This window comes from Pseudomonas sp. H1h, from assembly GCF_000633255.1.
Lineage (GTDB): Bacteria > Pseudomonadota > Gammaproteobacteria > Pseudomonadales > Pseudomonadaceae > Aquipseudomonas.
Genome location: NZ_AYMJ01000026.1, coordinates 1 through 25,894 on the forward strand (window position 1 = coordinate 1; position 25,894 = coordinate 25,894).

Here is a 25,894-nt window from a genome sequence, read left to right on the forward strand (position 1 = left end):
GACTGCTTGGCGGCTTTGATCACGGCGGCCGGTTCGGTCTTGGCGCGGGCGCGGTATTCGTCCCAGGTCCAGCCCGCCGGCAGGTAGCCGTTGAGTGGGTCGTGGGCGCTGGTCTGGTCGGTGACCATGTCCGGGCGCACGCCGCGACGAACCAGTTCCGGGAGGATTTCCGCGGCGTTGCCCAGCAGGGCGATGGAAATCGCCTTGCCTTCTTTGGTGTATTTCTCGATGCGGGCCAGCGCGTCGTCGAGGTCTTTGGCCTGTTCGTCGACGTAACGGCTTTTCAGGCGGAAATCGATGCTCACCTGCTGGCATTCGATGTTCAGCGAGCAGGCACCGGCCAATGTTGCAGCCAGTGGCTGGGCGCCGCCCATGCCGCCGAGGCCGGCAGTCAGCACCCACTTGCCAGTGAGGTTGTCGTTGTAGTGCTGGCGACCGGCTTCGACGAAGGTTTCATAGGTGCCCTGGACGATGCCCTGGCTGCCGATGTAGATCCAGCTGCCAGCGGTCATCTGGCCGTACATGGCCAGGCCTTTGGCGTCGAGTTCGTTGAAGTGTTCCCAGCTCGCCCAGTGCGGCACCAGGTTGGAGTTGGCGATCAGCACGCGTGGGGCGTTGGCGTGGGTCTTGAACACGCCGACCGGCTTGCCGGACTGCACCAGCAGGGTCTCGTCGTCGTTCAGATGGGTCAGGCTTTCGACGATCTTGTCGTAGCACTCCCAGTTACGTGCGGCGCGACCGATACCACCGTAAACCACCAGCTCTTTCGGGTTCTCGGCCACTTCCGGGTCGAGGTTGTTCATCAGCATGCGCAGCGGCGCTTCGGTCAGCCAGCTCTTGGCGGTCAGCGTGTTGCCGCGCGATGCACGAATTTCGACGTCACGATACTTCGTAGGTTTCTGGGTATTGTCAGTCACGAAAAAGACTCCTCAGCGATCAATTCAAACCAACCCTGGCGGTGGGCAAGCGGCTTGTGCGCCCCTTGGCGCGACAAGCGAATCAGTGGACGTAATGCGGCGTTTCTTTCGACTCGTATGCATACGTCTTTACTTGTACATACAAGCATATGCAATTGAACGGCCAACTTGCCGAGAAGTCCTCCAACAAGAACCGTGGACACGGCTGTAGAGCAACAAAATCAAGGGTTTTGGCGTGTTTCAGTTTTTTTGCAGGGGGAGCTCTGAGCGGCGGGAGGCTGTTACAGAAGCGTGGCGTTGCGCCGCGCTGGGGTGTTCGGTAACAAAAAGTGGGGAACATGCCACAGCCTGGAGACCCAACGGGCCTCCAGGCTGTGGCTGATTATTGCGGGTTACCCGTGTGGATAACTTATTCCACCGTCACCGACTTCGCCAGGTTGCGCGGCTGATCCACGTCGGTGCCCTTGAGCACAGCGACGTAGTACGACAGCAGTTGCAACGGAATGGTGTAGAGGATCGGCGAGAGGATGTCGTGAATGTGCGGCATCTGCACCACGTGGGTGCCTTCGCCGTTGGTCATCCCGGCCTTCTCGTCGGCGAACACGATCAGTTCGCCGCCGCGGGCGCGGACTTCCTGCAGGTTGGACTTGAGCTTCTCGAGCAGTTCGTTGTTCGGCGCCACGGTCACCACTGGCATGTCGTTATCCACAAGCGCCAGCGGGCCATGCTTCAATTCGCCGGCCGGGTAGGCTTCGGCGTGGATGTAAGAGATTTCCTTGAGCTTCAAAGCCCCTTCCATCGCTACCGGGTATTGCGCACCACGACCGAGGAACAGGGTGTGGTTCTTGTCGGCGAACAGTTCGGCAATTTTTTCCACGGTGCTGTCCATGGCCAGCGCTTCGCCCAAGCGAGTTGGCAGGCGACGCAGTTCTTCGACCAGTCGGGCTTCAACGCCTTTTTCCAGAGTGCCGCGCACCTGGCCCAGGGACAGGGTCAGCAGCAGCAGGCCGACCAGTTGCGTGGTGAACGCCTTGGTCGAGGCCACGCCGATTTCGCGACCGGCCTGGGTCAGCAGGGTCAGATCGGATTCACGCACCAGCGAACTGATGCCGACGTTGCAGATCGCCAGGCTGCCGAGGAAGCCCAGCTCCTTGGCGTTGCGCAGGGCGGCCAGGGTGTCGGCGGTTTCGCCGGACTGGGAAATGGTGACGAACAGCGTGTCCGGCTGCACCACCACCTTGCGGTAGCGGAATTCGCTGGCGACTTCGACCTGACACGGAATACCGGCCAGCTCTTCGAGCCAGTAACGGGCAACCATGCCTGCGTGATAACTGGTGCCGCACGCGACGATCTGCACATTGCGCACCTTGGCGAACAGCTCGGCGGCCTGCGGACCAAAGGCTTGTACCAAGACCTGATTCTCGCTCAGACGACCTTCGAGGGTGCGTTGAACCACGGCAGGCTGCTCGTGGATTTCCTTGAGCATGTAGTGGCGGAACTCGCCTTTGTCGGCGGCTTCGGCACCGTCGGTGTACTGCACGGTCTGGCGCTCGACGGCTTTGCCGGTCACGTCCCAGATCTGCACCTTGTCACGCTGGATTTCGGCGATATCGCCCTCTTCCAGGTACATGAAACGGTCAGTGACCTGACGCAGGGCCAGTTGATCGGAGGCGAGGAAGTTTTCGCCCAGGCCCAGGCCGATCACCAGCGGGCTGCCGCTGCGAGCCGCGACCAGACGATCCGGTTGCAGCGCATGGATGACCGCCAGACCGTAGGCGCCATGCAGTTCCTTGACGGTTGCCTTCAGCGCGTCGGACAGGTCCGGCAGCGCCTTGAGTTTTTCGGTCAGCAGGTGGGCGATGACTTCGGTGTCGGTGTCGGAAGAGAACACGTAACCCTGCGCCTTGAGTTGCTCACGCAGCGCATCATGGTTTTCGATGATGCCGTTGTGCACCACCGCGACGTTGCCGGAGAAATGCGGGTGGGCGTTGCGTTCGCTCGGCGCACCGTGAGTTGCCCAACGGGTGTGGGCGATACCGAGACGGCCAATCAGCGGATGTTCAGCCAGGGCTGCGTCCAGTTCACTGACCTTACCCACGCGACGGGTGCGTTCCAGCGTGCCGTCATTGGTGTACACCGCCACACCGGCACTGTCATAACCCCGGTATTCGAGGCGCTTGAGGCCTTCGACCAGGATGGCGGTGATATTACGTTCAGCTACCGCGCCGACAATTCCACACATGCTTATTTCTCCTGACTGACCGTCGCGCAAATCAAATTGATACCGCGAGCCTGAATCTGATCCCGTGCCTCCTGCGGCAGGCGATCATCGGTGATTAGGGTATGGACACTGCTCCACGGCAGCTCCAGGTTTGGAATCTTGCGGCCGATCTTGTCGGCCTCGACCATCACGATCACTTCCCGCGCCACTTCCGCCATCACCCGGCTCAGGCCGAGCAACTCATTGAAGGTCGTGGTGCCACGCACCAGATCGATGCCGTCGGCACCGATGAACAATTGATCGAAGTCGTAAGAGCGTAGTACCTGCTCGGCGACCTGGCCCTGAAAGGATTCCGAATGGGGATCCCAGGTGCCGCCGGTCATCAGCAGGACCGGCTCGTGTTCGAGCTCGCTCAAGGCGTTGGCAACGTGCAGGGAGTTGGTCATGACCACCAGACCCGGTTGCTGGCCAAGTTCGGGGATCATGGCGGCGGTAGTGCTACCGCTGTCGATGATGATCCTGGCGTGCTCGCGAATGCGTTTGACGGCAGCGCGGGCAATTGCCTGTTTATATTTGGAAACGTTCTGACTGACGTCGGCCACCAATTCCTGAGGCATGGTGATCGCCCCGCCATACCGACGCAGCAACAGACCGTGACTTTCCAGCGCGGCCAAATCCTTGCGAATCGTCACTTCCGAGGTTTCGAAACGCTTGGCGAGTTCGTCGACACTCACTTCACCCTGCTCGGAGAGCAGAGCCAGAATGTTGTGGCGACGTTGGGGTGTATTGCGTTTCGACATGGCGCGATAAGTTTCGATTCGAAAGATAATGAAAGCAATCAAAACCTATCGAAGCAAAACCGTCAAGCCACCGATGAAAAAAAATCGCTGCCCGTGGGCAGCGATCTTTCAGATTGAAGCGCTGTGGATAACTCAGCTCTTCTTGATCTTCTCCGGCCGCTTCCAGCCATCGATATTTTTCTGCCGCGCCCGACCGACGGCCAACTGCGCTTTATCCACATTCTGCGTGATGGTCGAACCGGCTGCCGTCGTCGCACCGTCGGAGATATCCACAGGCGCCACCAACGAGTTGTTGGAACCGATGAACACATCTTCGCCCAACACGGTTTTCCATTTGTTGGCGCCATCGTAATTGCAGGTGATGGTGCCGGCGCCGATGTTGGTGCGCGCACCGATTTCGGCGTCGCCCAGATAGGTCAGGTGTCCGGCCTTGGCACCCTCGCCCATGCGCGCGTTTTTCAGTTCGACGAAGTTACCCACATGCGCACGCGCTTCGAGCACGGTGCCCGGACGCAGACGGGCGAACGGACCGGCATCGCTGCCCTCGCCGAGAATCGCCCCTTCAATGTGGCTGTTGGCCTTGATCACCACACCTTTGCGCAGGGTGCTGTCCTTGATCACGCAGTTCGGACCGATCACCACGTCGTCTTCGATAACAACGTTGCCTTCGAGGATCACGTTGACGTCGATCAGCACATCGCGACCAACGGTCACTTCGCCGCGTACATCGAAACGCGCCGGGTCACGCAGGGTCACGCCCTGTGCCATCAACCGGCGACCAGCGCGCAACTGGTAATGGCGCTCCAGTTCCGACAGTTGCTTGCGATCGTTGGCGCCCTGCACTTCCATCGCGTCATGCGGTTGCTCGGTGGCAACCACCAGGCCGTCATTGACCGCCATTTCAATCACGTCGGTCAGGTAGTACTCGCCCTGTGCATTGTTGTTCGACAGGCGGCTCATCCAGTCGGCCAGATGATTGGCCGGGACGGCGAGGATACCGGTGTTACCTTCGGTGATTGCGCGCTGGGCTTCGCTGGCGTCCTTGTGCTCGACAATCGCGGCAACCTTGCCGTCCGCGTCGCGCACGATACGGCCATAACCGGTCGGGTCTTCCAGCTCAACGGTCAACAGCCCCATTTGTCCCGGCACAACATGCTTGAGCAGGCGCTGCAGGGTTTCAACTTCGATCAGCGGCACGTCACCGTAGAGAATCAGCACGGTGTCGGCGGTGATGAACGGCACGGCCTGGGCGGTGGCGTGACCGGTGCCCAGTTGCTTGTCTTGCAGTACAAAATTCAGATCATCAGCAGCCAGGCGCTCGCGCACCACATCGGCACCATGGCCAATGACCACATGGATACGCTGCGGATCAAGTTGGCGTGCGCTGTGGATAACATGACCAAGCATGGAATTGCCGGCAACCGGGTGCAAAACCTTCGGCAGCGCCGAACGCATACGGGTGCCTTGACCGGCCGCGAGAATAACGATTTCGAGAGACATGACTGGCTACCAATCCTGGGTGGTCAGCTACTGCGACCGGGTTTTGGGAATTCGGAAAAGAAAAAAGGGTAGCCGAGGCTACCCTTTTTTATCAATCGCACAACAAGTGGCTGACGGATTAACCGCCAAACTTCTTGCGGATCTGCTGGACGGTGCGCAGCTGAGCTGCAGCCTCGGCCAGACGTGCGGACGCAGCTCCGTAATCGAAATCTGCGCTCTTCTCATGCAGAGCAGCTTCGGCAGCCTTGAGAGCTGCTTGAGCCTGAGCTTCATCCAGGTCGGCGGCACGTTGCACGGTATCGGCAAGCACCTTGACCATGTTCGGCTGAACCTCGAGGAAACCACCGGAGATGTAGAACACCTCGGCTTCCCCGCCTTGCTTGATCAGGCGGATCGGACCTGGCTTCAGATTAGTGATCAGCGGCGCGTGACCCAGAGCGATACCAAGATCACCCAGTGCACCGTGCGCAATCACCATCTCGACCAGGCCGGAAAAGATTTCCCCTTCCGCGCTGACGATATCGCAATGGACTGTCATAGCCATCTGATTGCCTCAACCTAAATTAGCGCCCGTTGCCGGGCGCCGGGATTACAGTTTCTTGGCTTTCTCGATCGCTTCTTCGATGCCGCCAACCATGTAGAACGCTTGTTCTGGCAGGTGGTCGTAGTCACCGTTGAGGATGCCTTTGAAGCCAGCAATGGTGTCTTTCAGGGAAACGTATTTACCCGAAGCACCGGTGAAGACTTCAGCCACGAAGAACGGCTGCGACAAGAAGCGCTGGATCTTACGAGCACGGTTTACCAACTGCTTGTCGGCTTCCGACAGCTCGTCCATACCCAGGATCGCGATGATGTCCTTCAGCTCTTTGTAACGTTGCAGAACGTACTGAACGCCGCGAGCGGTGTCGTAGTGGTCCTGGCCGATTACGTTCGGGTCCAGCTGGCGCGAAGTCGAATCCAGTGGATCTACTGCTGGGTAGATACCCAGGGAAGCGATGTCACGGGACAGAACGACGGTGGCGTCCAAGTGGGCGAAGGTGGTCGCTGGCGACGGGTCGGTCAAGTCGTCCGCAGGTACGTATACCGCCTGGATCGAGGTGATCGAACCTTCTTTGGTCGAAGTGATACGTTCTTGCAGAACGCCCATCTCTTCAGCCAGAGTCGGCTGGTAACCTACTGCCGAAGGCATACGGCCCAGCAGTGCGGATACTTCAGTACCGGCCAGGGTGTAACGATAGATGTTGTCGACGAACAGCAAAACGTCGTTACCTTCGTCACGGAACTTCTCGGCCATGGTCAGGCCGGTCAGTGCTACGCGCAGACGGTTACCCGGCGGCTCGTTCATCTGACCGTAAACCAGTGCCACTTTGTCCAGAACGTTGGAGTCCTTCATCTCGTGGTAGAAGTCGTTACCCTCACGAGTACGCTCACCCACACCGGCGAACACGGAATAACCGCTGTGCTCGATGGCGATGTTACGGATCAGTTCCATCATGTTTACGGTTTTGCCTACACCGGCACCACCGAACAGACCGACTTTACCGCCTTTGGCAAACGGGCAAACCAGGTCGATAACCTTGATGCCGGTTTCCAGCAGGTCGTTGCCGCCTGCTTGCTCAGCGAACGAAGGCGCTGGACGGTGAATGCCCCAACGCTCTTCGGTGTCGATCGGACCCGCTTCGTCGATCGGGTTACCGAGGACGTCCATGATCCGGCCCAGGGTCGCTTTACCGACCGGTACGGAGATGGCTGCGCCAGAGTCGGTAACTTCCAGACCGCGCTTCAAGCCCTCGGTGGAACCCATCGCAATGGTGCGAACCACGCCGTCGCCCAGCTGCTGCTGAACTTCCAGAGTGGTTGCGGCCGCGCTTTGAACTGTCAGCGCGTTGTAGATGCTCGGTACGCTGTCGCGTGGAAATTCCACGTCGATAACGGCGCCGATGATTTGAACGATACGTCCGCTACTCATAGCTGGATCCTCTGAATATTTGAACCGTTAAACCGCGGCAGCGCCGCCGACGATTTCCGAGATCTCTTGGGTGATCGCAGCCTGACGCGCCTTGTTGTAGATCAGCTGCAAATCGCTGATCAAATCACCGGCGTTGTCGGTAGCGTTCTTCATCGCGATCATCCGCGCAGCTTGTTCAGCCGCGTTGTTCTCGACCACCGCCTGGTAGACCTGCGACTCAACGTAGCGGACCATCAAGCCGTCAAGCAGCTCTTTGGCATCCGGTTCGTAGAGATAGTCCCAGTGGTGCTTGAGATCCTGATCCGGGGTTGCCACCAGTGGAATCAATTGCTCCACGGTAGGCTGTTGCGTCATGGTGTTGATGAATTTGTTGGACACCACGGACAGGCGGTCAATACGGCCGTCCAGGTAGGCATCCAGCATCACCTTGACGCTGCCAATCAGATCATTGATCGACGGCTCTTCACCCAGGTGGCTGATAGCTGCAACGACGTTACCGCCGAAGTTGCGGAAAAAGGCCGCACCCTTGCTACCAACAACACACAGATCAATCTCGACGCCGTTTTCGCGGTTTACCGCCATGTCCTTGACCAGGGCCTTGAACAGGTTGGTATTCAAGCCGCCGCACAGACCACGGTCACTGCTCACAACGACATAACCCACACGCTTGATAGCGCGGTCGATCATGAACGGGTGGCGGTATTCCGGGTTGGCGTTGGCCAGATGCCCAATAACCTGGCGGATACGCTCCGCATAAGGACGGCTAGCAGCCATGCGCATTTGTGCCTTGCGCATTTTGCTGACCGCCACTTTTTCCATGGCGCTGGTAATCTTTTGCGTGCTTTTGATGCTCGCAATCTTACTGCGAATCTCTTTTGCGCCTGCCATGTAACACCTATCAGGTTAGCAAGCGGGAGCCTCGCGGCTCCCGCTGCGGCTTACCAGGTTTGGGTGGCCTTGAACTTCTCGATACCGGCTTTCATGCCAGCGTCGATTTCGTCATTGAAGTCACCTTTAACGTTGATCTTGGCCATCAAATCGGCGTGATCGCGGTTGAAGAAAGCAATCAGCGCTTGTTCGAAGCTGCCGATCTTGGCGATTTCAATGTCAGTCAGGAACCCACGCTCAGCGGCATACAGCGACAGCGCCATGTCAGCGATCGACATAGGTGCGTATTGCTTCTGCTTCATCAGCTCGGTAACGCGCTGACCATGCTCAAGTTGCTTACGGGTCGCTTCGTCCAGGTCAGAAGCGAACTGGGCGAATGCCGCCAGTTCACGGTACTGAGCCAGAGCGGTACGGATACCACCGGACAGCTTCTTGATGATCTTGGTCTGAGCGGCACCACCCACACGGGATACCGAAACACCGGCGTTCACTGCAGGGCGGATGCCCGAGTTGAACATGGCCGATTCCAGGAAGATCTGACCGTCGGTGATGGAAATCACGTTGGTCGGAACGAACGCGGAAACGTCGCCAGCCTGGGTTTCGATGATCGGCAGTGCGGTCAGGGAACCGGTTTTGCCGGTCACTGCGCCGTTGGTGAACTTCTCTACGTATTCTTCCGAAACGCGGGATGCACGCTCCAGCAGACGGGAGTGGAGATAGAACACGTCGCCTGGGTAAGCTTCACGGCCTGGTGGACGGCGCAGCAGCAGGGAAATCTGGCGGTAAGCCACTGCTTGCTTGGACAGATCGTCATAAACGATCAGCGCGTCTTCACCGCGGTCGCGGAAGAATTCACCCATGGTGCAACCGGAGTACGGTGCCAGGAATTGCAGCGCAGGAGATTCCGAAGCACTGGCAGCCACGATGATCGTGTTGGCCAGGGCGCCGTTTTCTTCCAGCTTGCGAACCACGTTGGCGATGGTCGATTGTTTCTGACCGATTGCTACGTAGACGCAGAAAATGCCGCTGTCTTTCTGGTTGATGATCGCGTCGATCGCCAGAGCGGTTTTACCGATCTGACGGTCACCGATGATCAGCTCACGCTGGCCACGGCCGACAGGGATCATCGCATCGACAGCCTTGTAGCCAGTCTGTACAGGCTGGTCTACCGACTTACGCCAGATCACGCCCGGTGCAACTTTCTCGACCGCGTCGGTCTCGGTGTTGCCCAGTGGACCTTTGCCGTCAACAGGGTTACCCAGTGCGTCGACTACGCGACCCAGCAGTTCCTTACCCACCGGAACTTCGAGGATGCGGCCAGTGCACTTGGCGCTCATGCCTTCAGCCAGAGACTGGTAAGCGCCCAGTACAACGGCACCTACGGAGTCTTGCTCCAGGTTGAGGGCCATACCGTAGACGCCGCCCGGAAACTCGATCATCTCGCCGTACATGACGTCGGCCAGACCGTGAATCCGCACGATGCCGTCAGATACGCTGACGACAGTGCCTTCGTTACGGGCTTGGGAGGTCACATCGAGCTTGTCGATGCGGCCCTTGATAATTTCACTTATTTCGGAAGGATTGAGTTGCTGCATTGCTCTGCTGCCCCTTCAAACTCAAGATTTCAATGCTTCGGCAAGTTTCGCGATTTTGCCGCGAATCGAGCCATCGATAACCAGGTCGCCGGCGCGGATCACGACACCACCTATAAGGGCAGCATCCTCCGCAACTTGCAGGCGCACTTCCCGGTTGAGTCGTGCACTGAGAACCTTGGCGAGTTTGTCTTGCTGTTCTTGGTTCAATGCAAATGCACTGGTCACTTCAACGTCTACCGACTTCTCTTGTTCGGCCTTGTACAGGTCGAAAAGAGCGGCAATCTCCGGCAGAAGCGGGAGACGGTCGTTTTCGGCAACGACATTGATGAAGTTCTGTGCCTTGGCATCAAACTTGTCGCCGCACACGTCAATAAACGTGGCGGCCTTTTCTGCGCTCGTCAGTCGCGGGGCCTTGAGCACGCGCTGCATGGTGTCATCTTGTGACACCGCTGCAGCCAGGCCGAGCATGGCTGACCAATTGGCCAGTTGCTGGTGGGCCTGAGCGTGCTCGAAGGCCGCCTTAGCGTAAGGTCGGGCCAACGTGGTCAGTTCTGCCATGATCGCCCTCGCTTAGATTTCAGCAGCCAGTTGGTTAACCAGCTCTGCGTGCGCGTTTTGATCGATTGTGGCACCCAGGATCTTCTCGGCGCCGCCGACAGCCAGCAAGCCCACTTGGGCGCGCAGCTTGTCTTTGACACTGTTCAGTTCCTGTTCGATCTCGGCTTGAGCCTGAACCTTCACACGGTCAGCATCGACACGGGCCTTTTCAACGGCCTCTTCGACAATCTGGTTACCGCGTTTCTTGGCTTGCTCGATGATTTCAGCTGCCTGAGCTTTCGCTTCGCGCAGTTGCTGACCCGCTTTCTCTTGGGCCAACTCCAGGTCGCGAGCTGCACGGCTGGCAGCGTCCAGACCATCAGCGATCTTCTTTTGACGTTCGTGCAGAGCAGCGATGACCGGAGGCCATACGAACTTCATGCAGAACAGTACAAAAATCAGGAACGCAACGGACTGGCCAATCAGGGTCGCATTAATGTTCACGCCAACACCTCGCAGTTACGTTGTCCATCACATCAAATTACTCGGAAAAATCCGGGTAATTAGCCAGCGATCTGACCAACGAACGGGTTCGCAAAGGTGAAGAACAGAGCGATACCAACACCGATCATGGTTACGGCGTCGAGCAGACCGGCAACGATGAACATTTTAACTTGCAGCATTGGAACCATTTCTGGCTGACGCGCTGCGCCTTCCAGGAACTTGCCGCCCAGCAGGCCGAAACCAATTGCGGTACCCAGTGCGCCCAGGCCGATCAACAGTGCAACAGCGATAGCGGTTAGACCAACTACAGTTTCCATCTTTCCTCCCGACTTTTACGTCGTATGGTTTAGGTTTTTTAGATTAAAGCGGTAAAACAAATCGTTTCAGAGGCCCGGTTAAGAGCCCCCTCCCGTTTGACCGGGAGGGACATCAGATCAGCCGAGGCTGCTCTTAATGGTTTTCTTCGTGCGCCATCGACAGGTAGACGATGGTCAGCATCATGAAGATGAACGCCTGCAGGGTGATGATCAGGATGTGGAACACTGCCCACGCCCACTGCAGAACAACGCCCAGGCCGCTCAGCCAGAGCAGACCGCTGCCGAACATCACAGCGATCAGAATGAACACCAGCTCGCCGGCATACATGTTGCCGAACAGACGCAGAGCCAGGGAGATCGGCTTGGCGATCAGGGTCACGAATTCCAGCAGGAAGTTCACCGGGATCAGCAAGGCTTGAACGAAGATGTTCTTGCTGCCGAACGGGTGCAGGGTCAGTTCGCCGATGAAGCCGCCGAGGCCCTTGACCTTGATGCTATAGAAAATGATCAGTGCGAAAACCGAGAACGCCATGCCCAGGGTCGCGTTCGGGTCGGTAGTCGACACGGCGCGGAACGGGATGTGGTGGTCGCCGGTGATCAGGATGGCCAGCTGAGGAATCCAGTCGACCGGTACCAGGTCGACGGCGTTCATCAGGAACACCCAGACGAAGATGGTCAGTGCCAGCGGTGCAATCACCGGGCTACGGCCATGGAAGCTGTCTTTCACGCTGCCATCGACGAATTCGACCAGTACTTCAACGAAGTTCTGCAGGGCACCAGGTTGACCGGAAGTCGCCTTCTTTGCCGCCATGCGGAAAAGGAAAACGAAAATCAGGCCCAGTGCGACCGACCAGCCGAGGGTATCGACGTGGAAAGCCCAGAAGCCCATTTCTTTGGCTTCTGCTGCGGAATGGGCAAAGCCCCAGCCGCCGTTAGGTAGCTGACCGAAGGTCAGGTTCTGCAAGTGGTGCTGGATATAGCCCGAAGCGGTTGTTTCTGCCATGGTTGCCTCAAACGCCCTAAGGTCTCGAAAGTCTTGTTCTCATCAGCAGGGGAGCGAACCAGCTGACCGACTGAGTCAGCACGAAGGCACCGAATACTGCGATCGGCGCCAATGGCTTCACACCTGCAAACACCAGTGCAAACAGCACTGCCGTCAAAATCAGTTTGCCTGCCTCGCCGGCATAAAATGACCGGACGATGGACTGGGCTGCTCGGGCGCCGGAAAACCGAAATGCCTTGTGAGCGAAATAAACATTGGGCAGCAAGGCTATCAGGCCTCCGCAAAGTCCCGAGTATCCGGCAACGACTCCGTGCCATTGCCAGAGCGCCAAAGCGGCAATGAGCAAAATGACAAATTGAGCCATCAACACCGGAAAAACCGCCAGGCGATGGAACGGCAGGCGGTTTGGCTTGCGGGTTTCCATCACGATTGCTCTCCAATGGTCGGCTGCCAGAATTCAATAACTTGGCATAATTTGTGCCGACAAAATGCGCGCAGAGTATAGGGGCGGTTCTGCCCCTATTCAACTGTCAGGTAGTGATTTCCGACTGCGCGCTACATGAGGAAATGTTTCAGCGGATGTGTGCGAGCACACCCTGAAGCTCATCGAGGGAGTTGTAACCGATGACCAACTGGCCCTTTCCCTTCTTTCCGTGGCGAATCTGCACCGCAGAGCCTAGGCGCTCGGCCAGACGCTGCTCAAGGCGAGCGATATCCGGGTCGGGTTTGGCTGCTTCCACAGGCTCCGGTTTGCCGCTCAACCACTGGCGAACCAGTGCTTCAGTCTGGCGCACGGTCAGGCCGCGTGCGACAACATGTCGCGCCCCTTCCACCTGCTGATTGTCCGGCAAGCCGAGCAAAGCACGGGCGTGGCCCATTTCCAGGTCGCCGTGGGACAGCATGGTCTTGATGACTTCAGGCAGGGCAATAAGCCGTAACAGGTTAGCCACAGTCACGCGGGACTTACCCACAGCCTCGGCAACCTGTTGCTGAGTGAGCTGGAATTCCTGCTGCAGGCGCTGCAGGGCGACCGCTTCTTCGATCGGGTTCAGGTCTTCACGCTGGATGTTCTCGATCAGCGCAATGGCGATCGCGGTTTCATCCGGCACATCGCGGACCATGGCCGGGATGGTTTCCTGACCGGCCTGTTGGCTCGCGCGCCAGCGGCGCTCACCGGCGATGATTTCAAAGCGGCCACCGCCAATCGGGCGTACCACGATCGGCTGCATCACGCCTTGAGACTTGATCGACTGCGCCAGCTCTTCGAGCGCCTGCGGATCCATGTCGCGGCGTGGCTGGTATTTGCCACGCTGCAGCAGGTCCAGCGGCAAGTGTTGCAGTTCACGGGTATCCGCCTGCGCAGCCTGTTCTTCCAGCGCGCTGACTGTCGGACCACTCAGCAGTGCATCCAGTCCACGTCCGAGACCTCGTTTCTTGACGGCCATGGGGATTCCTTAAGTTGGCTGAGCAGCGGCGATACGTGAATTTTTGCGCTGACGGCGAACCATCTCGCCCGCCAGGGCCAGGTAGGCCAGCGCGCCGCGCGATTGCTTGTCGTAGGCCAGTGCCGGCATACCGTAGCTTGGCGCTTCGGCCAGGCGGATATTGCGCGGGATCACTGTGTCGTAGAGCTGCTCGCCGAAGTGTTCCTTGAGCTGCGCCGACACATCGTTCATCAGGCTCAGGCGCGGGTCGTACATGGTGCGCAGCAAACCTTCGACCTTCAGGTTCGGGTTCAACAGTTCAGCGATGCGCTTGATGTTATCCACAAGGTCGCTCAAGCCTTCGAGCGCAAAGTATTCGCACTGCATGGGGATAATGACCCCATCAGCGGCGACCAGTGCGTTGAGCGTGAGCATCGACAGCGAGGGTGGGCAGTCGATCAAAATGTAATCGTAGTTCTCACGGATCGGCGCCAGCGCACTGCGCAGACGGCTTTCCTTCATCTGCATTTCCAGCAGGACCACTTCGGCCGCAGTCAGGTCGCGGTTGGCCGGCAGCAGTTGATAACCGCCGTGCTCGGAGTAGTGCATGGCCTGGGCCAGATCGCACTCGCCGATCAGCAGGTCGTAGACCGAGTTTTCCAGGCCATGTTTATCCACACCGCTACCCATGGTGGCGTTGCCCTGTGGATCTAGATCGATCAACAGCACCCGGCGCTTTGTCGCGACCAGGGATGCTGCGAGGTTGATGCAGGTGGTGGTCTTGCCCACACCACCTTTCTGGTTCGCTATCGCGAATACCTTAGCCATTCTTGCTTGTGTTCCCAATCATGCCGTGCGGCGCAGTATCAGCAGATGGCGTTGGCCTTGGCAACCGGGTACGGCCAGGGCGTGTTCGCTATCGAGTTTGAAGTCTGCCGGCAATGCTACCAGCTCATCGGCCGGATGAACGCCCTTCATTGCCAGCCAGCGCGTATCGGCATCGCCGAGGTGGCGAGTCCAGTGGGTGAAGTTCTCCATGCTGCTGAACGCCCGGGAAATGATCCCGTTGAACGGTTGGGCAGGCTGGAAGGCTTCAACGCGACTGTGGATAACTTGCAGGTTATCCAGTTTGAGTTCGAGTTTGACCTGAGTCAGGAAGCGGGTTTTCTTGCCGTTGCTGTCCAGACAGGTCACTTGCGAGTCCGGATACAGGATCGCCAACGGGATCCCCGGCATGCCGCCGCCGCTGCCGACGTCGAGCCAACGGCCGTTTTCGATGAAAGACATCACGCTCAGACTATCGAGCAAATGACGCGAGACCATTTCGTCGGGATCGCGCACCGCTGTCAGGTTGTAGGCCTGGTTCCATTTGATCAACAGGGCCAGGTAACCCAGCAGCAATTCGTGCTGGGTTGCGCTGAGATTGACACCGAGCTTGCGGGCTCCTGTGGATAACTCTTCGGCGTGTTGCGAAGTGACCTTAGAACTCAAGCGCTTTGCTCCAACTGACGGCCCGCGCCGCGTTTTTTCAAATGAATCATCAACAGCGAAATCGCTGCCGGCGTCACGCCCGGGATCCGCGAAGCCTGGCCAAGCGTCTCCGGACGCGTCGCACCGAGCTTGCTCTGGATCTCCTTGGAGAGACCGGAAATGTTGGTGTAATCGATATCCACAGGCAATTTCGTGTCTTCACTGGCGCGCAGACGGGCGATTTCGTCCTGCTGACGGTCGATGTAACCGGCGTATTTGGTCTTGATTTCGACCTGCTCGGCGACCTGGGGATCTTCGGCGCCGTTGCCGGTCACTTCGACCAGACCAGCGTAGTCGATTTCCGGACGACTCAAGAGGTTGAGCAAGTTGTATTCGTGAGTCAGCGGCGTGCCGAATTTCTCGGCAATCGCATCGCCCTGCTGCGTATTTGGGCGAACCCAGGTGCTTTTCAGGCGCTGTTCTTCCAGTTCGATGCTTTCGCGCTTCTTGCAGAACGCCGCCCAACGCGCGTCATCGACCAGGCCGAGTTCGCGACCTTTTTCGGTCAGACGCAGGTCGGCGTTGTCCTCACGCAGGATCAGGCGGTACTCGGCACGGGAAGTGAACATGCGGTACGGCTCTTGGGTGCCGAGGGTGATCAGGTCATCGACCAACACGCCGATGTACGCTTCATCGCGACGCGGGCACCAGGCTTCTTTGCCCTTGGCGCGCAGTGCGGCGTTGGCCCCGGCCAGCAAACCCTGGGCACCAGCTTCTTCGTAACCGGTGGTGCCGTTGATTTGCCCGGCGAAGAACAGACCGCCGATGACTTTGGTTTCCAGGCTGTATTTCAAGTCGCGCGGATCGAAGTAGTCGTACTCGATCGCATAACCCGGACGCACGATGTGCGCGTTTTCCATGCCGCGGATCGATTGCACGATCTGCAATTGCACGTCGAACGGCAAGCTTGTGGATATCCCGTTCGGATACAGCTCATGGGTGGTCAGACCTTCCGGTTCGATGAACACCTGATGGCTTTCCTTGTCGGCAAAGCGATGGATCTTGTCTTCGATCGACGGGCAGTAACGCGGACCGATGCCCTCGATTTCGCCGGCAGCGGAATACATCGGCGAACGATCAAGGTTCGCGGCAATGATTTCGTGAGTGCGGGCGTTGGTGTGGGTGATCCAGCAACTGACCTGCCGTGGATGCTGCTCTTTGTTACCCATGAACGACATCACCGGGATCGGCGTATCGCCTGGTTGCTCGGTCATCACCGAGAAATCCACAGACTTGCCATCGATACGCGGCGGCGTACCGGTTTTCAGGCGACCGACACGCAATGGCAGTTCACGCAGGCGGTGAGCCAGTGCGATCGACGGCGGATCACCGGCACGACCGCCGGAAAAATTCTGCAAGCCGATGTGGATAAGTCCGCCGAGGAACGTCCCCGTGGTCAACACCACGGAATCAGCGAAGAACCGCAGACCCATTTGCGTGACAACACCGCGCACCTGTTCCTGCTCAACGATCAGATCGTCGGCGGCTTGTTGAAATATCCACAGGTTCGGCTGGTTCTCCAGAATTTCGCGGACAGCGGCCTTGTACAGAATCCGGTCGGCTTGCGCACGGGTGGCACGCACGGCCGGGCCTTTACGGCTGTTCAACACGCGAAACTGGATGCCGCCCAAATCGGTGGCGATGGCCATCGCGCCGCCGAGGGCATCGATTTCCTTGACCAGATGGCTTTTGCCAATGCCACCGATGGCCGGATTGCAGCTCATGGCACCGAGGGTTTCCACGTTATGCGTCAGCAACAGGGTTTTTGCCCCCATACGTGCTGAGGCCAGTGCTGCCTCGGTACCGGCATGACCGCCGCCGATGACGATCACTTCAAAACGGGAAGGGAAATCCACCACGCACCTCGTGCCTGCTTAAGTAGGTAATTCAGGAATAGTTTGAGATCAGGTTTCTGAACCTGGTCGACAAGTATAGGGACTTCGCCCTTCCTAAAGAACCCTTTGCACAAAATTTAACCAGCTGTGGAGAACTCGAAGTTAAAAGAATAAAAAAGAGAGAAATTTATAAAACCTTTGTTTTTATGTTTATTCTTACTGACCGACCTTTCTGTGGATAGATCGCTACAACCCTTGTTATTCAATGTGTACAGAGTTTCAAAACCCTGTTATCAGGTGCCAATGAGGCCCTTGGATAACCGGTTTAAGCCTGTGGATGAATGGGGTGGTTATCCACAGAGGCAGTTATATCCAGTTTTGAAGCCCTGTTATCAACTGACCTCATTGCCAGTTATTCACAGGGCTTAATCCACAGAAAAGGTCTGTACGAGAAACACACGGGCACAAAAAATCCGCTCAGGGAGAAGGAATCTGCCCGGCACTGGAACAAGGTGTAGAGAAAAAGGGAGGCAGGCAGGCCGCGAACGGGCCTGCCTGTGTACAGCAGAAGGACTATTTACCGATGCAGAAGCTGGAGAAGATCCGGCCGAGCAGGTCATCGGAACTGAATGCCCCGGTGATTTCTCCCAGGGATTGCTGCGCCTGACGCAAATCTTCTGCCAACAGCTCACCAGCGCCTGCCAACGTCAGCTGCGCGCGCCCGTGTTCCAGCGCCGCACTGGCATGCCGCAGGGCTTCGAGATGGCGGCGTCGGGCACTGAAGCTGCTTTCCGAAGTTTGCTCGTAGCCCATGCAGGCCTTGAGGTGTTCACGCAGCAATTCCAGACCGTCACCGGCCGATTTGGCGCTCAGGCTGATGGTGACATGGCCATCTTCGCTGACTTCCAGGGCAATCGCTTCACCCGTGAGGTCGGCCTTGTTGCGGATCAGGGTGACTTTGGCCGGATCTGGACGGGTTTCGAGGAATTCCGGCCACAGCGCAAACGGATCTGCTGCTTCAGGAGCGGTGGCATCGACCACTAACAGCACGCGATCCGCTTCAGTGATTGCTTTCAACGCGCGCTCAACGCCGATCTTTTCCACCTGATCGTCGGTATCGCGCAGACCAGCGGTATCCACCACGTGCAACGGCATGCCATCAATGTGGATATGTTCACGCAGGATGTCCCGCGTAGTCCCTGCAATCTCGGTAACGATCGCCGCTTCGCGTCCGGCCAGGGCGTTCAAAAGACTGGATTTGCCGGCATTCGGACGACCGGCAATCACCACAGTCATACCATCACGCAACAAGGCACCCTGCCCGGCCTCGCGAAGCACTGTGGACAGTTCATCGCGCACCTTGTCGAGCATGCTCAGCACATGGCCATCGGCAAGAAAGTCGATTTCCTCTTCCGGAAAGTCGATGGCAGCTTCGACATAGATGCGCAGAGCGATCAATTGTTCGGTGAGGTTATGCACACGCAGGGAAAACGCACCTTGCAAGGAACGCAGGGCATTGCGTGCAGCCTGTGCAGAACTGGCTTCGATCAGATCGGCGATTGCCTCGGCCTGGGCCAGGTCGAGCTTGTCGTTGAGGAACGCACGTTCGCTGAATTCGCCCGGCCGCGCCAAGCGGCAGCCCAGTTCCAGACAACGTTTGAGCAACATATCCAGAACGATCGGGCCGCCGTGGCCCTGCAGTTCCAGTACGTCTTCGCCGGTGAACGAGTTCGGTCCCGGGAAATACAGGGCCAGACCTTCGTCCAGCACGTGTTGGTCATCACTGAAAAACGGGCCGTAATGAGCGTAACGCGGTTTCAGTTCGCGGCCGCTGATGGCTTTGGCTGCAACACTGGCCAACGGCCCGGAAATACGGACGATGCCGACACCGCCACGCCCTTGAGCGGTAGCGACAGCGGCGATGGTTTCACGAGGTGCGCTCATAAACCGGAATCCAGACAAAAGTGACAGATAGCAAAACGCCCCACTAGGGGGCGTTTTGAGTGGTGTTATCCACAGAGTAAGTTACGCCTCGGCTTTTTTCGTCGCCGCTTCGATCTTACGCGTGATGTACCACTGTTGGGCAATCGACAGGCAGTTGTTCACAACCCAGTACAGCACCAGACCAGCAGGGAACCACAGGAAGAAGAAGGTGAAGATGATTGGCATCATTTTCATGACCTTCGCCTGCATCGGATCCGGCGGAGTCGGGTTCAGACGCTGCTGAATGAACATGGTCGCGCCCATGATGATCGGCAGGATGAAGAACGGATCCTTGATCGACAGGTCGGTGATCCACAGCATGAACGGCGCCTGGCGCATTTCCACGCTTTCCAGCAGAACCCAGTACAGCGAAAGGAAAACCGGCATCTGCACGAGGATCGGCAAGCAGCCGCCCAGCGGATTGATCTTCTCTTTCTTGTACAGCTCCATCATGGCCTGCGACATTTTCTGCCGGTCATCGCCATGTTGCTCTTTCAGTGCAGCCAGTTTCGGAGCAACGGCACGCATGCGCGCCATGGATTTGTAGCTGGCAGCCGACAGCGGGAAGAAGATCCCTTTGATCAGCATGGTCAGGAAGATGATCGACCAGCCCCAGTTACCCACAATCGCGTGGATGTGTTGCAGCAACCAGAAGATCGGCTGAGCGATGAACCACAGAATGCCGTAGTCGACCGTCAGTTCCAGACCTGGGGACAACTCTTTCAGTACAGCCTGGCTTTTTGGACCGGCGTACAGAATGGCGCTGGTTTCAACTTTTGCACCCGGTGCAGCGGTCAGCGAAGGACCGGTGTAACCGATGATGTAGTTGCCTTTGCTGTCCTTACGCGTCTGAACGATGTTGTTTTCGCCTTTCGGCGCAACCCATGCAGTCACGAAGTAATGTTGCAGCCAGGCTACCCAGCCACCGGTGACAGTTTCCTTGAGCTGACCTTTGTCCATGTCCTTCATGGACACTTTCTTGTACGGCTCGGAACTTGTCCACAGGGCAGCGCCCAGATAAGTCGCAGTACCGGTAGCAGTGGTCGACGAAGGGTCGGCACTGGCGTCGCGCTTCAACTGAGCGAACATCGAACCGGACCAGGGCTGAGCGCTCTGGTTATCCACAAGATAGGTCACGGTTACGTCATACAGGCCACGTTTCAGGGTGAAACGCTTGATGTAGTTGACACCGTCCTTGCTGAACTTCAGGTCGACGACCAGTTGGTCCTGACCGTCAGCCAGTTGATAACTTTTCTTCTCCGAAGAGTAAACCGGACGACCGGCCGGGCTTGCGTCCGGACCGTTGGTGCCGATCAGGCCGCTTTGTGCCAGATAAGTGCGCTCGCCGCCGTTGTCGAACAGCTGGAACGGAACATCCGGACGGTCCTGGCGACGTGGATACAGTGGCAAGGTCAGTTGCGCAACGTCACCGCCCTGTGGATCGATCGCCAGATCGAGCACGTCGGTTTTGACCTGGATCAGATCCTTGCTGGCAGCGACCGGAGTTTCCACAGGTGCGCTGGTATCGCTGGCGGCACGCGGAATATCGTCACTGGCGGAAGCGTTATTGCCAGGAACGGTGTCCGGCAAACCGGATGCAGTCGTACTGGAAGCAACATTCTGAGTCGGCAGGGCAGCCTGGCCATAGTCCTGGTTCCATTTAAGAACCATAACGTAGGACACGATTGCCAGGGCGACGATCAGGATCGTGCGTTTGATATCCATGATTACTCGGCCATCGAAGAAGAACGGGAGGTAGGGATAGGTGGAACCGGGTCATAACCACCGGGATTCCACGGATGACAGCGACCTAAACGACGAAAGGTCAGCCAGCCACCGCGCAGAAGGCCATGATTTTCGATGGCTTCTAACGCGTAGCAGGAACAACTGGGGTAGAAACGACAGTGGTCAGCCATCAGGGGACTAATGGCATAGCGATAAAACTGGATCGGAACGAGGGCCAGTTTACGCATCTGGACTGTCTACCCCTACAGTTTCGGTTTTGACTGCTGGAACTGGCTTGTTACGGGCCAGGCGTTTCCAGAGTTTGCCGAAATGCTGAATCAATTCGGGGTTTTCTACATCGCCCAAACCTTTGCGCGCGACGATAACGATGTCCCAGCCGACCAGTGAATCCTGGTGCAGGCGAAACGACTCGCGCATAAGACGTTTGAGACGATTGCGCTCGACGGAGAGCTTTACGCTCTTTTTCCCGATAACCAGCCCGAGACGGGGGTGATCAAGGTCGTTGTTGCGCGCAAGGAGCAGGAGATTTTTCCCCGGAACCTTGCCGGTAGGGGAGTCAAAGACTGCCTTGAAATGCCGGGGGGTAAGCAGACGCTTTTCCCGACTGAAGTCCTGACTCACCTCCAGTACCGGATTATCAAACTGCCAGACGCGCACGACCTTTGGCGCGACGACGCGACAGGACAGCGCGACCGTTCTTGGTAGCCATGCGAGCACGGAAACCGTGGGTACGAGCGCGTTTGATAGTGCTTGGTTGGAAAGTACGTTTCATGTCGTGTTACCTGGTTCGTCCACAACGGGCCGGAATGGCCCCCGTTTTAAGAGACCGGGGATTCTAGAGAAAGCAAGCCTTCAGGTCAATTTCCAACCAGCGTTTCCTTATAAATAGATCTCTGGAGCTTCCAGAACCGAAATCCTGTTTGCCAGATATAAAAATAAAGAAGGGAATTATTTAAAGCTTTTCTGTAAAGCTTGTAAAAGCTAGGGCGGCCATCTTCTGTGGATAACTGGTTTGAGCCCTTATTCCGCTTGATGTACAGAGAATGACAACTACAGTGGAAAACCGTGTCCAGCCTGTGCTGCACTGTCGGATAACCTGTGTGTGGAAACGGTAGTTATCCACAAGCTGGTTATCCACCGAGTTCTACCCCCAGTTGTCCAGTGCCCTCAGAGGCGGTTATCCACAGAGCTTATTCACACACCGTTGGTCGCCTTTTTACCGGTTAACGCATTGATTAATCATGACCACCACACAACCTGCATGTGGATAAGTGGGCCGCTCGCCGCTACAATGGCCGCTTGTTTTTGCCTCACCGGCTTTCAACTTAGGGGATATCCGTGTCAGTGGAACTTTGGCAGCAGTGCGTGGAGCTTTTGCGCGAGGAGCTGCCTGCCCAACAATTCAACACCTGGATCCGTCCACTACAGGTCGAAGCCGAAGGCGACGAGTTGCGCGTCTACGCACCGAACCGTTTTGTGCTGGACTGGGTCAACGAAAAGTACCTGGGTCGCGTCCTTGAACTGCTGGATGAGCACGGCAACGGCATGGCGCCTGCGCTTTCCTTATTAATAGGCAGCAAACGCAGTTCGGCACCGCGTGCCGCGCCGAATGCACCGTTGGCTGCTGCGCAAGCGTCTCAGGCTCAAACCAATGCCGCGCCAGCCAGTGCTCCGGCACCAGCCCCGACGGCTGCCCCCAGCAAGCGCTCGACGCACAAAGCCGAGGAAGTCAGTGAAGAGCCGTCCCGCGACAGCTTTGATCCGATGGCCGGTGCGGCCTCGCAACAGGCCCCGGTTCGCGCCGAACAGCGCACTGTTCAGGTTGAAGGCGCGCTCAAGCACACCAGTTACCTGAACCGCACCTTCACCTTCGAAAACTTCGTTGAAGGCAAGTCCAACCAGCTCGCCCGTGCGGCGGCCTGGCAGGTGGCGGATAATCCCAAGCACGGTTACAACCCGCTGTTCCTTTATGGTGGCGTCGGCCTGGGTAAAACCCACTTGATGCATGCTGTGGGTAACCACCTGTTAAAGAAGAACCCGAATGCCAAGGTCGTCTACCTGCATTCCGAGCGCTTCGTGGCTGACATGGTCAAGGCGCTGCAACTGAATGCGATCAACGAGTTCAAACGCTTCTACCGTTCGGTGGATGCTTTGCTGATCGACGATATCCAGTTCTTCGCCCGCAAGGAGCGCTCGCAGGAAGAATTTTTCCACACCTTCAACGCCCTGCTTGAAGGTGGCCAGCAGGTCATTCTCACCAGTGACCGCTACCCGAAAGAAATCGAAGGCCTTGAAGAGCGCCTCAAATCCCGCTTCGGCTGGGGCCTGACCGTAGCCGTCGAGCCTCCGGAACTGGAAACCCGCGTGGCGATCTTGATGAAGAAGGCCGACCAGGCCAAAGTCGAGTTGCCACACGATGCGGCGTTCTTCATTGCCCAGCGAATTCGCTCCAACGTCCGTGAGCTGGAAGGCGCGCTGAAACGCGTGATCGCCCACTCGCACTTCATGGGCCGCGACATCACCATCGAGCTGATTCGCGAATCCCTGAAAGACTTGTTGGCGTTGCAAGACAAACTGGTCTCTGTGGATAACATTCAGCGCACAGTCGCCGAGTACTACAAGATCAAGATCTCCGACCTGCTGTCCAAGCGCCGTTCGCGCTCGGTGGCTCGTCCCCGTCAGGTGGCCATGGCCTTGTCCAAAGAGCTGACCAACCACAGCCTGCCGGAAATCGGCGATGTGTTTGGCGGGCGCGATCACACGACGGTGTTGCACGCCTGCCGCAAGATCAACGAACTTAAGGAATCCGACGCGGACATCCGCGAGGACTACAAGAACCTGCTGCGTACACTGACCACTTGATGAACACCAGCGCAGCTTATTAAGGCAAGGGACTAGACCATGCATTTCACCATTCAACGCGAAGCCCTGTTGAAACCCCTGCAACTGGTCGCAGGCGTCGTCGAGCGCCGACAGACCTTGCCGGTACTCTCCAACGTGCTGTTGGTCGTCGATGGCCAGCAACTGTCGCTGACCGGTACCGACCTGGAAGTCGAGCTGGTGGGTCGCGTGCAACTTGAAGAGCCGGCCGAAACAGGTTCCATCACCGTGCCCGCGCGCAAGCTGATGGACATCTGCAAGAGCCTGCCCAACGACGCGCTGATCGACATCAAGGTCGACGAGCAGAAGCTGGTGGTGAAGGCCGGGCGTAGCCGCTTCACCCTGTCGACCCTGCCAGCCAATGATTTCCCGACGGTGGAAGAAGGCCCGGGTTCGCTGACCTGCAGCCTGGAGCAGAGCAAACTGCGTCGCCTGATCGAACGCACCAGCTTCGCCATGGCCCAGCAGGACGTGCGTTATTACCTCAACGGCATGTTGCTGGAAGTTTCCGAAGGCATCATCCGTGCTGTGGCCACCGACGGTCACCGTCTGGCCATGTGCTCGATGAAAGCCGATATCGGCCAGCCTGATCGCCATCAGGTGATCGTGCCGCGTAAAGGTATCCTTGAACTGGCACGTCTGCTCACCGAGCCGGAAGGCAACGTCAGCATCGTCCTCGGTCAGCACCACATCCGCGCCACCACCGGTGAGTTCACCTTCACCTCGAAGCTGGTCGACGGCAAATTCCCGGATTACGAGCGCGTTCTGCCAAAAGGTGGTGACAAACTGGTGCTCGGTGACCGTCAGGCACTGCGTGAAGCGTTCAGCCGTACCGCGATTCTGTCCAACGAGAAGTACCGTGGTATCCGTCTGCAACTGGCCAGCGGGCAGTTGAAGATCCAGGCCAACAACCCGGAGCAGGAAGAAGCGGAAGAAGAAGTAGGCGTTGAATACAACGGCGGTTCGCTGGAAATCGGCTTCAACGTGAGCTACTTGCTCGACGTACTGGGCGTGATGACCACCGAGCAGGTTCGCCTGATCCTGTCCGACTCTAACAGCAGTGCGCTGGTGCAAGAGTCCGACAATGACGACTCGGCTTACGTTGTCATGCCGATGCGTCTGTAATCAGCTGACCCTGGATGTCCTTAAGTCGTGTTTCGGTCACCGCGGTGCGCAATCTGCACCCGGTGACCTTCTCCCCCTCCCCCCGCATCAACATTCTTTACGGCGCCAACGGCAGCGGCAAAACCAGTGTTCTGGAAGCCATTCATCTACTGGGGCTTGCCCGTTCGTTTCGTAGCACGCGGCTGTTGCCGGTCATCCAGTACGAACAACTCGCCTGCACCGTGTTCGGTCAGGTCGAGTTGGCCGAGGGTGGGCACAGTGCGTTGGGGATATCTCGCGACCGTCAGGGCGAGTTCCAGATCCGCATCGACGGACAGAACGCCCGCAGCGCCGCGCAGCTGGCGGAAATCCTGCCGCTGCAGTTGATCAACCCCGACAGCTTCCGCCTGCTTGAAGGTGCGCCGAAGATTCGCCGGCAGTTCCTCGACTGGGGCGTTTTCCACGTCGAACCACGGTTCATGGCGACCTGGCAGCGTTTGCAGAAGGCCTTGCGCCAGAGAAACTCCTGGCTGCGGCATGGTACACTTGACGCCGTTTCGCAAGCGGTTTGGGACAGGGAACTGTGCCAGGCCAGCGCTGAAATCGATGAATACCGCCGCGCTTACATCAAAGCCTTGAAACCAGTCTTTGAACAAACCTTGAGCGAACTGGTTGAGCTCGAAGGTTTGACGCTCAGCTATTACCGAGGCTGGGACAAAGAGCGGGAATTGAGCGCCGTACTGGCTGGCTCCGTGCAACGGGATCAGCAAATGGGTCATACCCAGGCTGGGCCACAACGGGCTGATTTGCGTCTTAGATTGGGCGCACACAACGCCGCGGACATCTTGTCCCGGGGTCAGCAGAAGCTGGTGGTCTGTGCGCTGCGTATTGCCCAAGGGCATCTGGTGAGCCAGGCCCGTCGCGGTCAGTGTATTTATCTGGTGGATGACTTGCCGTCCGAGCTGGACGAGAGCCACCGTCGCGCGCTGTGCCGTTTGCTGGAAGACTTACGCTGCCAGGTGTTCATCACCTGTGTAGATCACGAATTATTGAGGGAAGGCTGGCAGACGGAAACGCCAGTCGCTCTGTTCCACGTGGAACAGGGCCGTATCACCCAGACCCACGACCATCGGGAGTGAAG

Annotated in this window: 25 protein-coding genes; 3 read left to right on the top strand and 22 right to left on the bottom strand. The window is 57.8% G+C overall.

All coding sequences use genetic code 11. The features are described from left to right. From hutU to rpmH, 22 genes are all read right to left on the bottom strand, one after another. The coding region (gene hutU / locus U862_RS0121140) for a urocanate hydratase (RefSeq protein WP_025112243.1) at positions 1-917 on the bottom strand (917 nt) is incomplete at its 3' end. A 409-nt stretch (positions 918-1,326) separates the two neighbouring features. Continuing rightward, positions 1,327-3,159 (bottom strand): glutamine--fructose-6-phosphate transaminase (isomerizing), encoded by a 1,833-nt coding sequence (gene glmS, locus U862_RS0121145; RefSeq protein WP_025112244.1) that lies wholly within the window; start codon positions 3,157-3,159, stop codon positions 1,327-1,329. A 2-nt stretch (positions 3,160-3,161) separates the two neighbouring features. Further along, on the bottom strand, positions 3,162-3,938 hold the full coding sequence (locus U862_RS0121150; protein ID WP_025112245.1) for a DeoR/GlpR family DNA-binding transcription regulator: 777 nt from the start codon (positions 3,936-3,938) through the stop codon (positions 3,162-3,164). A gap of 132 nt (positions 3,939-4,070) precedes the next feature. Continuing rightward, on the bottom strand, positions 4,071-5,438 hold the full coding sequence (gene glmU / locus U862_RS0121155) for a bifunctional UDP-N-acetylglucosamine diphosphorylase/glucosamine-1-phosphate N-acetyltransferase GlmU (RefSeq protein ID WP_025112246.1): 1,368 nt from the start codon (positions 5,436-5,438) through the stop codon (positions 4,071-4,073). A gap of 118 nt (positions 5,439-5,556) precedes the next feature. Next, positions 5,557-5,982, bottom strand: a complete 426-nt coding sequence (locus U862_RS0121160) for a F0F1 ATP synthase subunit epsilon (protein WP_007954164.1) — start codon at positions 5,980-5,982, stop codon at positions 5,557-5,559. A 45-nt stretch (positions 5,983-6,027) separates the two neighbouring features. Next, positions 6,028-7,407 carry a F0F1 ATP synthase subunit beta gene (gene atpD, locus U862_RS0121165; protein WP_025112247.1) on the bottom strand — a complete coding sequence of 460 codons (1,380 nt, stop codon included), beginning with the start codon at positions 7,405-7,407 and terminating at the stop codon, positions 6,028-6,030. Positions 7,408-7,434: 27 nt separating this feature from the next. Next, entirely contained in the window at positions 7,435-8,295 is an 861-nt protein-coding gene (gene atpG / locus U862_RS0121170) for a F0F1 ATP synthase subunit gamma (protein WP_008084419.1), read from the bottom strand. Between the two features lie 50 nt (positions 8,296-8,345). Next, entirely contained in the window at positions 8,346-9,890 is a 1,545-nt protein-coding gene (gene atpA / locus U862_RS0121175; RefSeq protein WP_016984064.1) for a F0F1 ATP synthase subunit alpha, read from the bottom strand. Positions 9,891-9,911: 21 nt separating this feature from the next. Beyond that, positions 9,912-10,448 carry a F0F1 ATP synthase subunit delta gene (locus tag U862_RS0121180; protein ID WP_007911956.1) on the bottom strand — a complete coding sequence of 179 codons (537 nt, stop codon included), beginning with the start codon at positions 10,446-10,448 and terminating at the stop codon, positions 9,912-9,914. Between the two features lie 12 nt (positions 10,449-10,460). Next, positions 10,461-10,931: a F0F1 ATP synthase subunit B gene (locus U862_RS0121185; RefSeq protein ID WP_007954149.1), complete on the bottom strand. Its 471-nt coding sequence runs from the start codon at positions 10,929-10,931 to the stop codon at positions 10,461-10,463. Between the two features lie 59 nt (positions 10,932-10,990). Next, on the bottom strand, positions 10,991-11,248 hold the full coding sequence (atpE, locus tag U862_RS0121190) for a F0F1 ATP synthase subunit C (RefSeq protein ID WP_003097235.1): 258 nt from the start codon (positions 11,246-11,248) through the stop codon (positions 10,991-10,993). Positions 11,249-11,381: 133 nt separating this feature from the next. After that, on the bottom strand, positions 11,382-12,251 hold the full coding sequence (atpB, locus tag U862_RS0121195; RefSeq protein ID WP_025112248.1) for a F0F1 ATP synthase subunit A: 870 nt from the start codon (positions 12,249-12,251) through the stop codon (positions 11,382-11,384). A gap of 16 nt (positions 12,252-12,267) precedes the next feature. Next, entirely contained in the window at positions 12,268-12,675 is a 408-nt protein-coding gene (locus U862_RS0121200) for a F0F1 ATP synthase subunit I (protein ID WP_003229783.1), read from the bottom strand. Between the two features lie 148 nt (positions 12,676-12,823). Beyond that, entirely contained in the window at positions 12,824-13,696 is an 873-nt protein-coding gene (locus U862_RS0121205; RefSeq protein WP_003229785.1) for a ParB/RepB/Spo0J family partition protein, read from the bottom strand. A 9-nt stretch (positions 13,697-13,705) separates the two neighbouring features. After that, positions 13,706-14,503 (bottom strand): ParA family protein, encoded by a 798-nt coding sequence (locus U862_RS0121210; protein ID WP_003229787.1) that lies wholly within the window; start codon positions 14,501-14,503, stop codon positions 13,706-13,708. An 18-nt stretch (positions 14,504-14,521) separates the two neighbouring features. After that, entirely contained in the window at positions 14,522-15,166 is a 645-nt protein-coding gene (gene rsmG, locus U862_RS0121215) for a 16S rRNA (guanine(527)-N(7))-methyltransferase RsmG (RefSeq protein ID WP_025112249.1), read from the bottom strand. After that, entirely contained in the window at positions 15,163-17,061 is a 1,899-nt protein-coding gene (mnmG, locus tag U862_RS0121220) for a tRNA uridine-5-carboxymethylaminomethyl(34) synthesis enzyme MnmG (RefSeq protein WP_025112250.1), read from the bottom strand. The genes rsmG and mnmG overlap by 4 nt, the downstream gene beginning before the upstream one ends. A gap of 552 nt (positions 17,062-17,613) precedes the next feature. Then, a complete protein-coding gene (mnmE, locus tag U862_RS0121225) occupies positions 17,614-18,984 on the bottom strand; it encodes a tRNA uridine-5-carboxymethylaminomethyl(34) synthesis GTPase MnmE (protein ID WP_025112251.1) in 1,371 nt (456 codons plus the stop codon). Between the two features lie 81 nt (positions 18,985-19,065). Further along, a complete protein-coding gene (yidC, locus tag U862_RS0121230) occupies positions 19,066-20,748 on the bottom strand; it encodes a membrane protein insertase YidC (RefSeq protein WP_025112252.1) in 1,683 nt (560 codons plus the stop codon). Positions 20,749-20,750: 2 nt separating this feature from the next. Next, positions 20,751-20,996, bottom strand: a complete 246-nt coding sequence (yidD, locus tag U862_RS29765; protein WP_010565858.1) for a membrane protein insertion efficiency factor YidD — start codon at positions 20,994-20,996, stop codon at positions 20,751-20,753. Next, complete coding sequence (rnpA, locus tag U862_RS29770; RefSeq protein ID WP_011336726.1) at positions 20,989-21,390, bottom strand: ribonuclease P protein component; 402 nt, start codon at positions 21,388-21,390, stop codon at positions 20,989-20,991. Before rnpA ends, yidD begins: the two co-directional genes overlap by 8 nt. 16 nt (positions 21,391-21,406) lie before the next feature. Then, positions 21,407-21,541, bottom strand: coding sequence for a 50S ribosomal protein L34 (rpmH, locus tag U862_RS29775; protein WP_003213577.1), 135 nt, complete (start codon positions 21,539-21,541; stop codon positions 21,407-21,409). Between the two features lie 566 nt (positions 21,542-22,107). Between rpmH and dnaA the strand changes: the two genes are divergently transcribed. Genes dnaA through recF form a run of 3 tightly spaced genes read left to right on the top strand, consistent with a single transcriptional unit; the run spans position 22,108 to position 25,892 of the window. Further along, positions 22,108-23,631, top strand: a complete 1,524-nt coding sequence (gene dnaA / locus U862_RS0121240; protein WP_025112253.1) for a chromosomal replication initiator protein DnaA — start codon at positions 22,108-22,110, stop codon at positions 23,629-23,631. A 39-nt stretch (positions 23,632-23,670) separates the two neighbouring features. Next, positions 23,671-24,774, top strand: coding sequence for a DNA polymerase III subunit beta (gene dnaN / locus U862_RS0121245; protein ID WP_025112254.1), 1,104 nt, complete (start codon positions 23,671-23,673; stop codon positions 24,772-24,774). 14 nt (positions 24,775-24,788) lie between these two features. Continuing rightward, the gene (gene recF, locus U862_RS0121250; protein ID WP_025112255.1) at positions 24,789-25,892 is read left to right on the top strand and encodes a DNA replication/repair protein RecF; all 1,104 of its coding nucleotides are present in this window, start codon (positions 24,789-24,791) and stop codon (positions 25,890-25,892) included. The last annotated feature ends 2 nt before the right edge of the window (positions 25,893-25,894 follow it).

What these genes read in the sequence shown, in the direction of transcription:
- yidD (WP_010565858.1), bottom strand. Translation starts at nt 20,996, where the DNA reads ATGCGTAAACTGGCCCTCGTTCCGATCCAGTTTTATCGCTATGCCATT.
- atpB (WP_025112248.1), bottom strand. Translation starts at nt 12,251, where the DNA reads ATGGCAGAAACAACCGCTTCGGGCTATATCCAGCACCACTTGCAGAAC.
- glmU (WP_025112246.1), bottom strand. Translation starts at nt 5,438, where the DNA reads ATGTCTCTCGAAATCGTTATTCTCGCGGCCGGTCAAGGCACCCGTATG.
- atpE (WP_003097235.1), bottom strand. Translation starts at nt 11,248, where the DNA reads ATGGAAACTGTAGTTGGTCTAACCGCTATCGCTGTTGCACTGTTGATC.
- dnaN (WP_025112254.1), top strand. Translation starts at nt 23,671, where the DNA reads ATGCATTTCACCATTCAACGCGAAGCCCTGTTGAAACCCCTGCAACTG.
- atpD (WP_025112247.1), bottom strand. Translation starts at nt 7,407, where the DNA reads ATGAGTAGCGGACGTATCGTTCAAATCATCGGCGCCGTTATCGACGTG.
- U862_RS0121180 (WP_007911956.1), bottom strand. Translation starts at nt 10,448, where the DNA reads ATGGCAGAACTGACCACGTTGGCCCGACCTTACGCTAAGGCGGCCTTC.
- recF (WP_025112255.1), top strand. Translation starts at nt 24,789, where the DNA reads ATGTCCTTAAGTCGTGTTTCGGTCACCGCGGTGCGCAATCTGCACCCG.
- glmS (WP_025112244.1), bottom strand. Translation starts at nt 3,159, where the DNA reads ATGTGTGGAATTGTCGGCGCGGTAGCTGAACGTAATATCACCGCCATC.
- yidC (WP_025112252.1), bottom strand. Translation starts at nt 20,748, where the DNA reads ATGGATATCAAACGCACGATCCTGATCGTCGCCCTGGCAATCGTGTCC.
- U862_RS0121200 (WP_003229783.1), bottom strand. Translation starts at nt 12,675, where the DNA reads ATGGAAACCCGCAAGCCAAACCGCCTGCCGTTCCATCGCCTGGCGGTT.
- U862_RS0121160 (WP_007954164.1), bottom strand. Translation starts at nt 5,982, where the DNA reads ATGGCTATGACAGTCCATTGCGATATCGTCAGCGCGGAAGGGGAAATC.
- atpA (WP_016984064.1), bottom strand. Translation starts at nt 9,890, where the DNA reads ATGCAGCAACTCAATCCTTCCGAAATAAGTGAAATTATCAAGGGCCGC.
- atpG (WP_008084419.1), bottom strand. Translation starts at nt 8,295, where the DNA reads ATGGCAGGCGCAAAAGAGATTCGCAGTAAGATTGCGAGCATCAAAAGC.
- U862_RS0121205 (WP_003229785.1), bottom strand. Translation starts at nt 13,696, where the DNA reads ATGGCCGTCAAGAAACGAGGTCTCGGACGTGGACTGGATGCACTGCTG.
- U862_RS0121210 (WP_003229787.1), bottom strand. Translation starts at nt 14,503, where the DNA reads ATGGCTAAGGTATTCGCGATAGCGAACCAGAAAGGTGGTGTGGGCAAG.
- U862_RS0121150 (WP_025112245.1), bottom strand. Translation starts at nt 3,938, where the DNA reads ATGTCGAAACGCAATACACCCCAACGTCGCCACAACATTCTGGCTCTG.
- mnmE (WP_025112251.1), bottom strand. Translation starts at nt 18,984, where the DNA reads ATGAGCGCACCTCGTGAAACCATCGCCGCTGTCGCTACCGCTCAAGGG.
- rpmH (WP_003213577.1), bottom strand. Translation starts at nt 21,541, where the DNA reads ATGAAACGTACTTTCCAACCAAGCACTATCAAACGCGCTCGTACCCAC.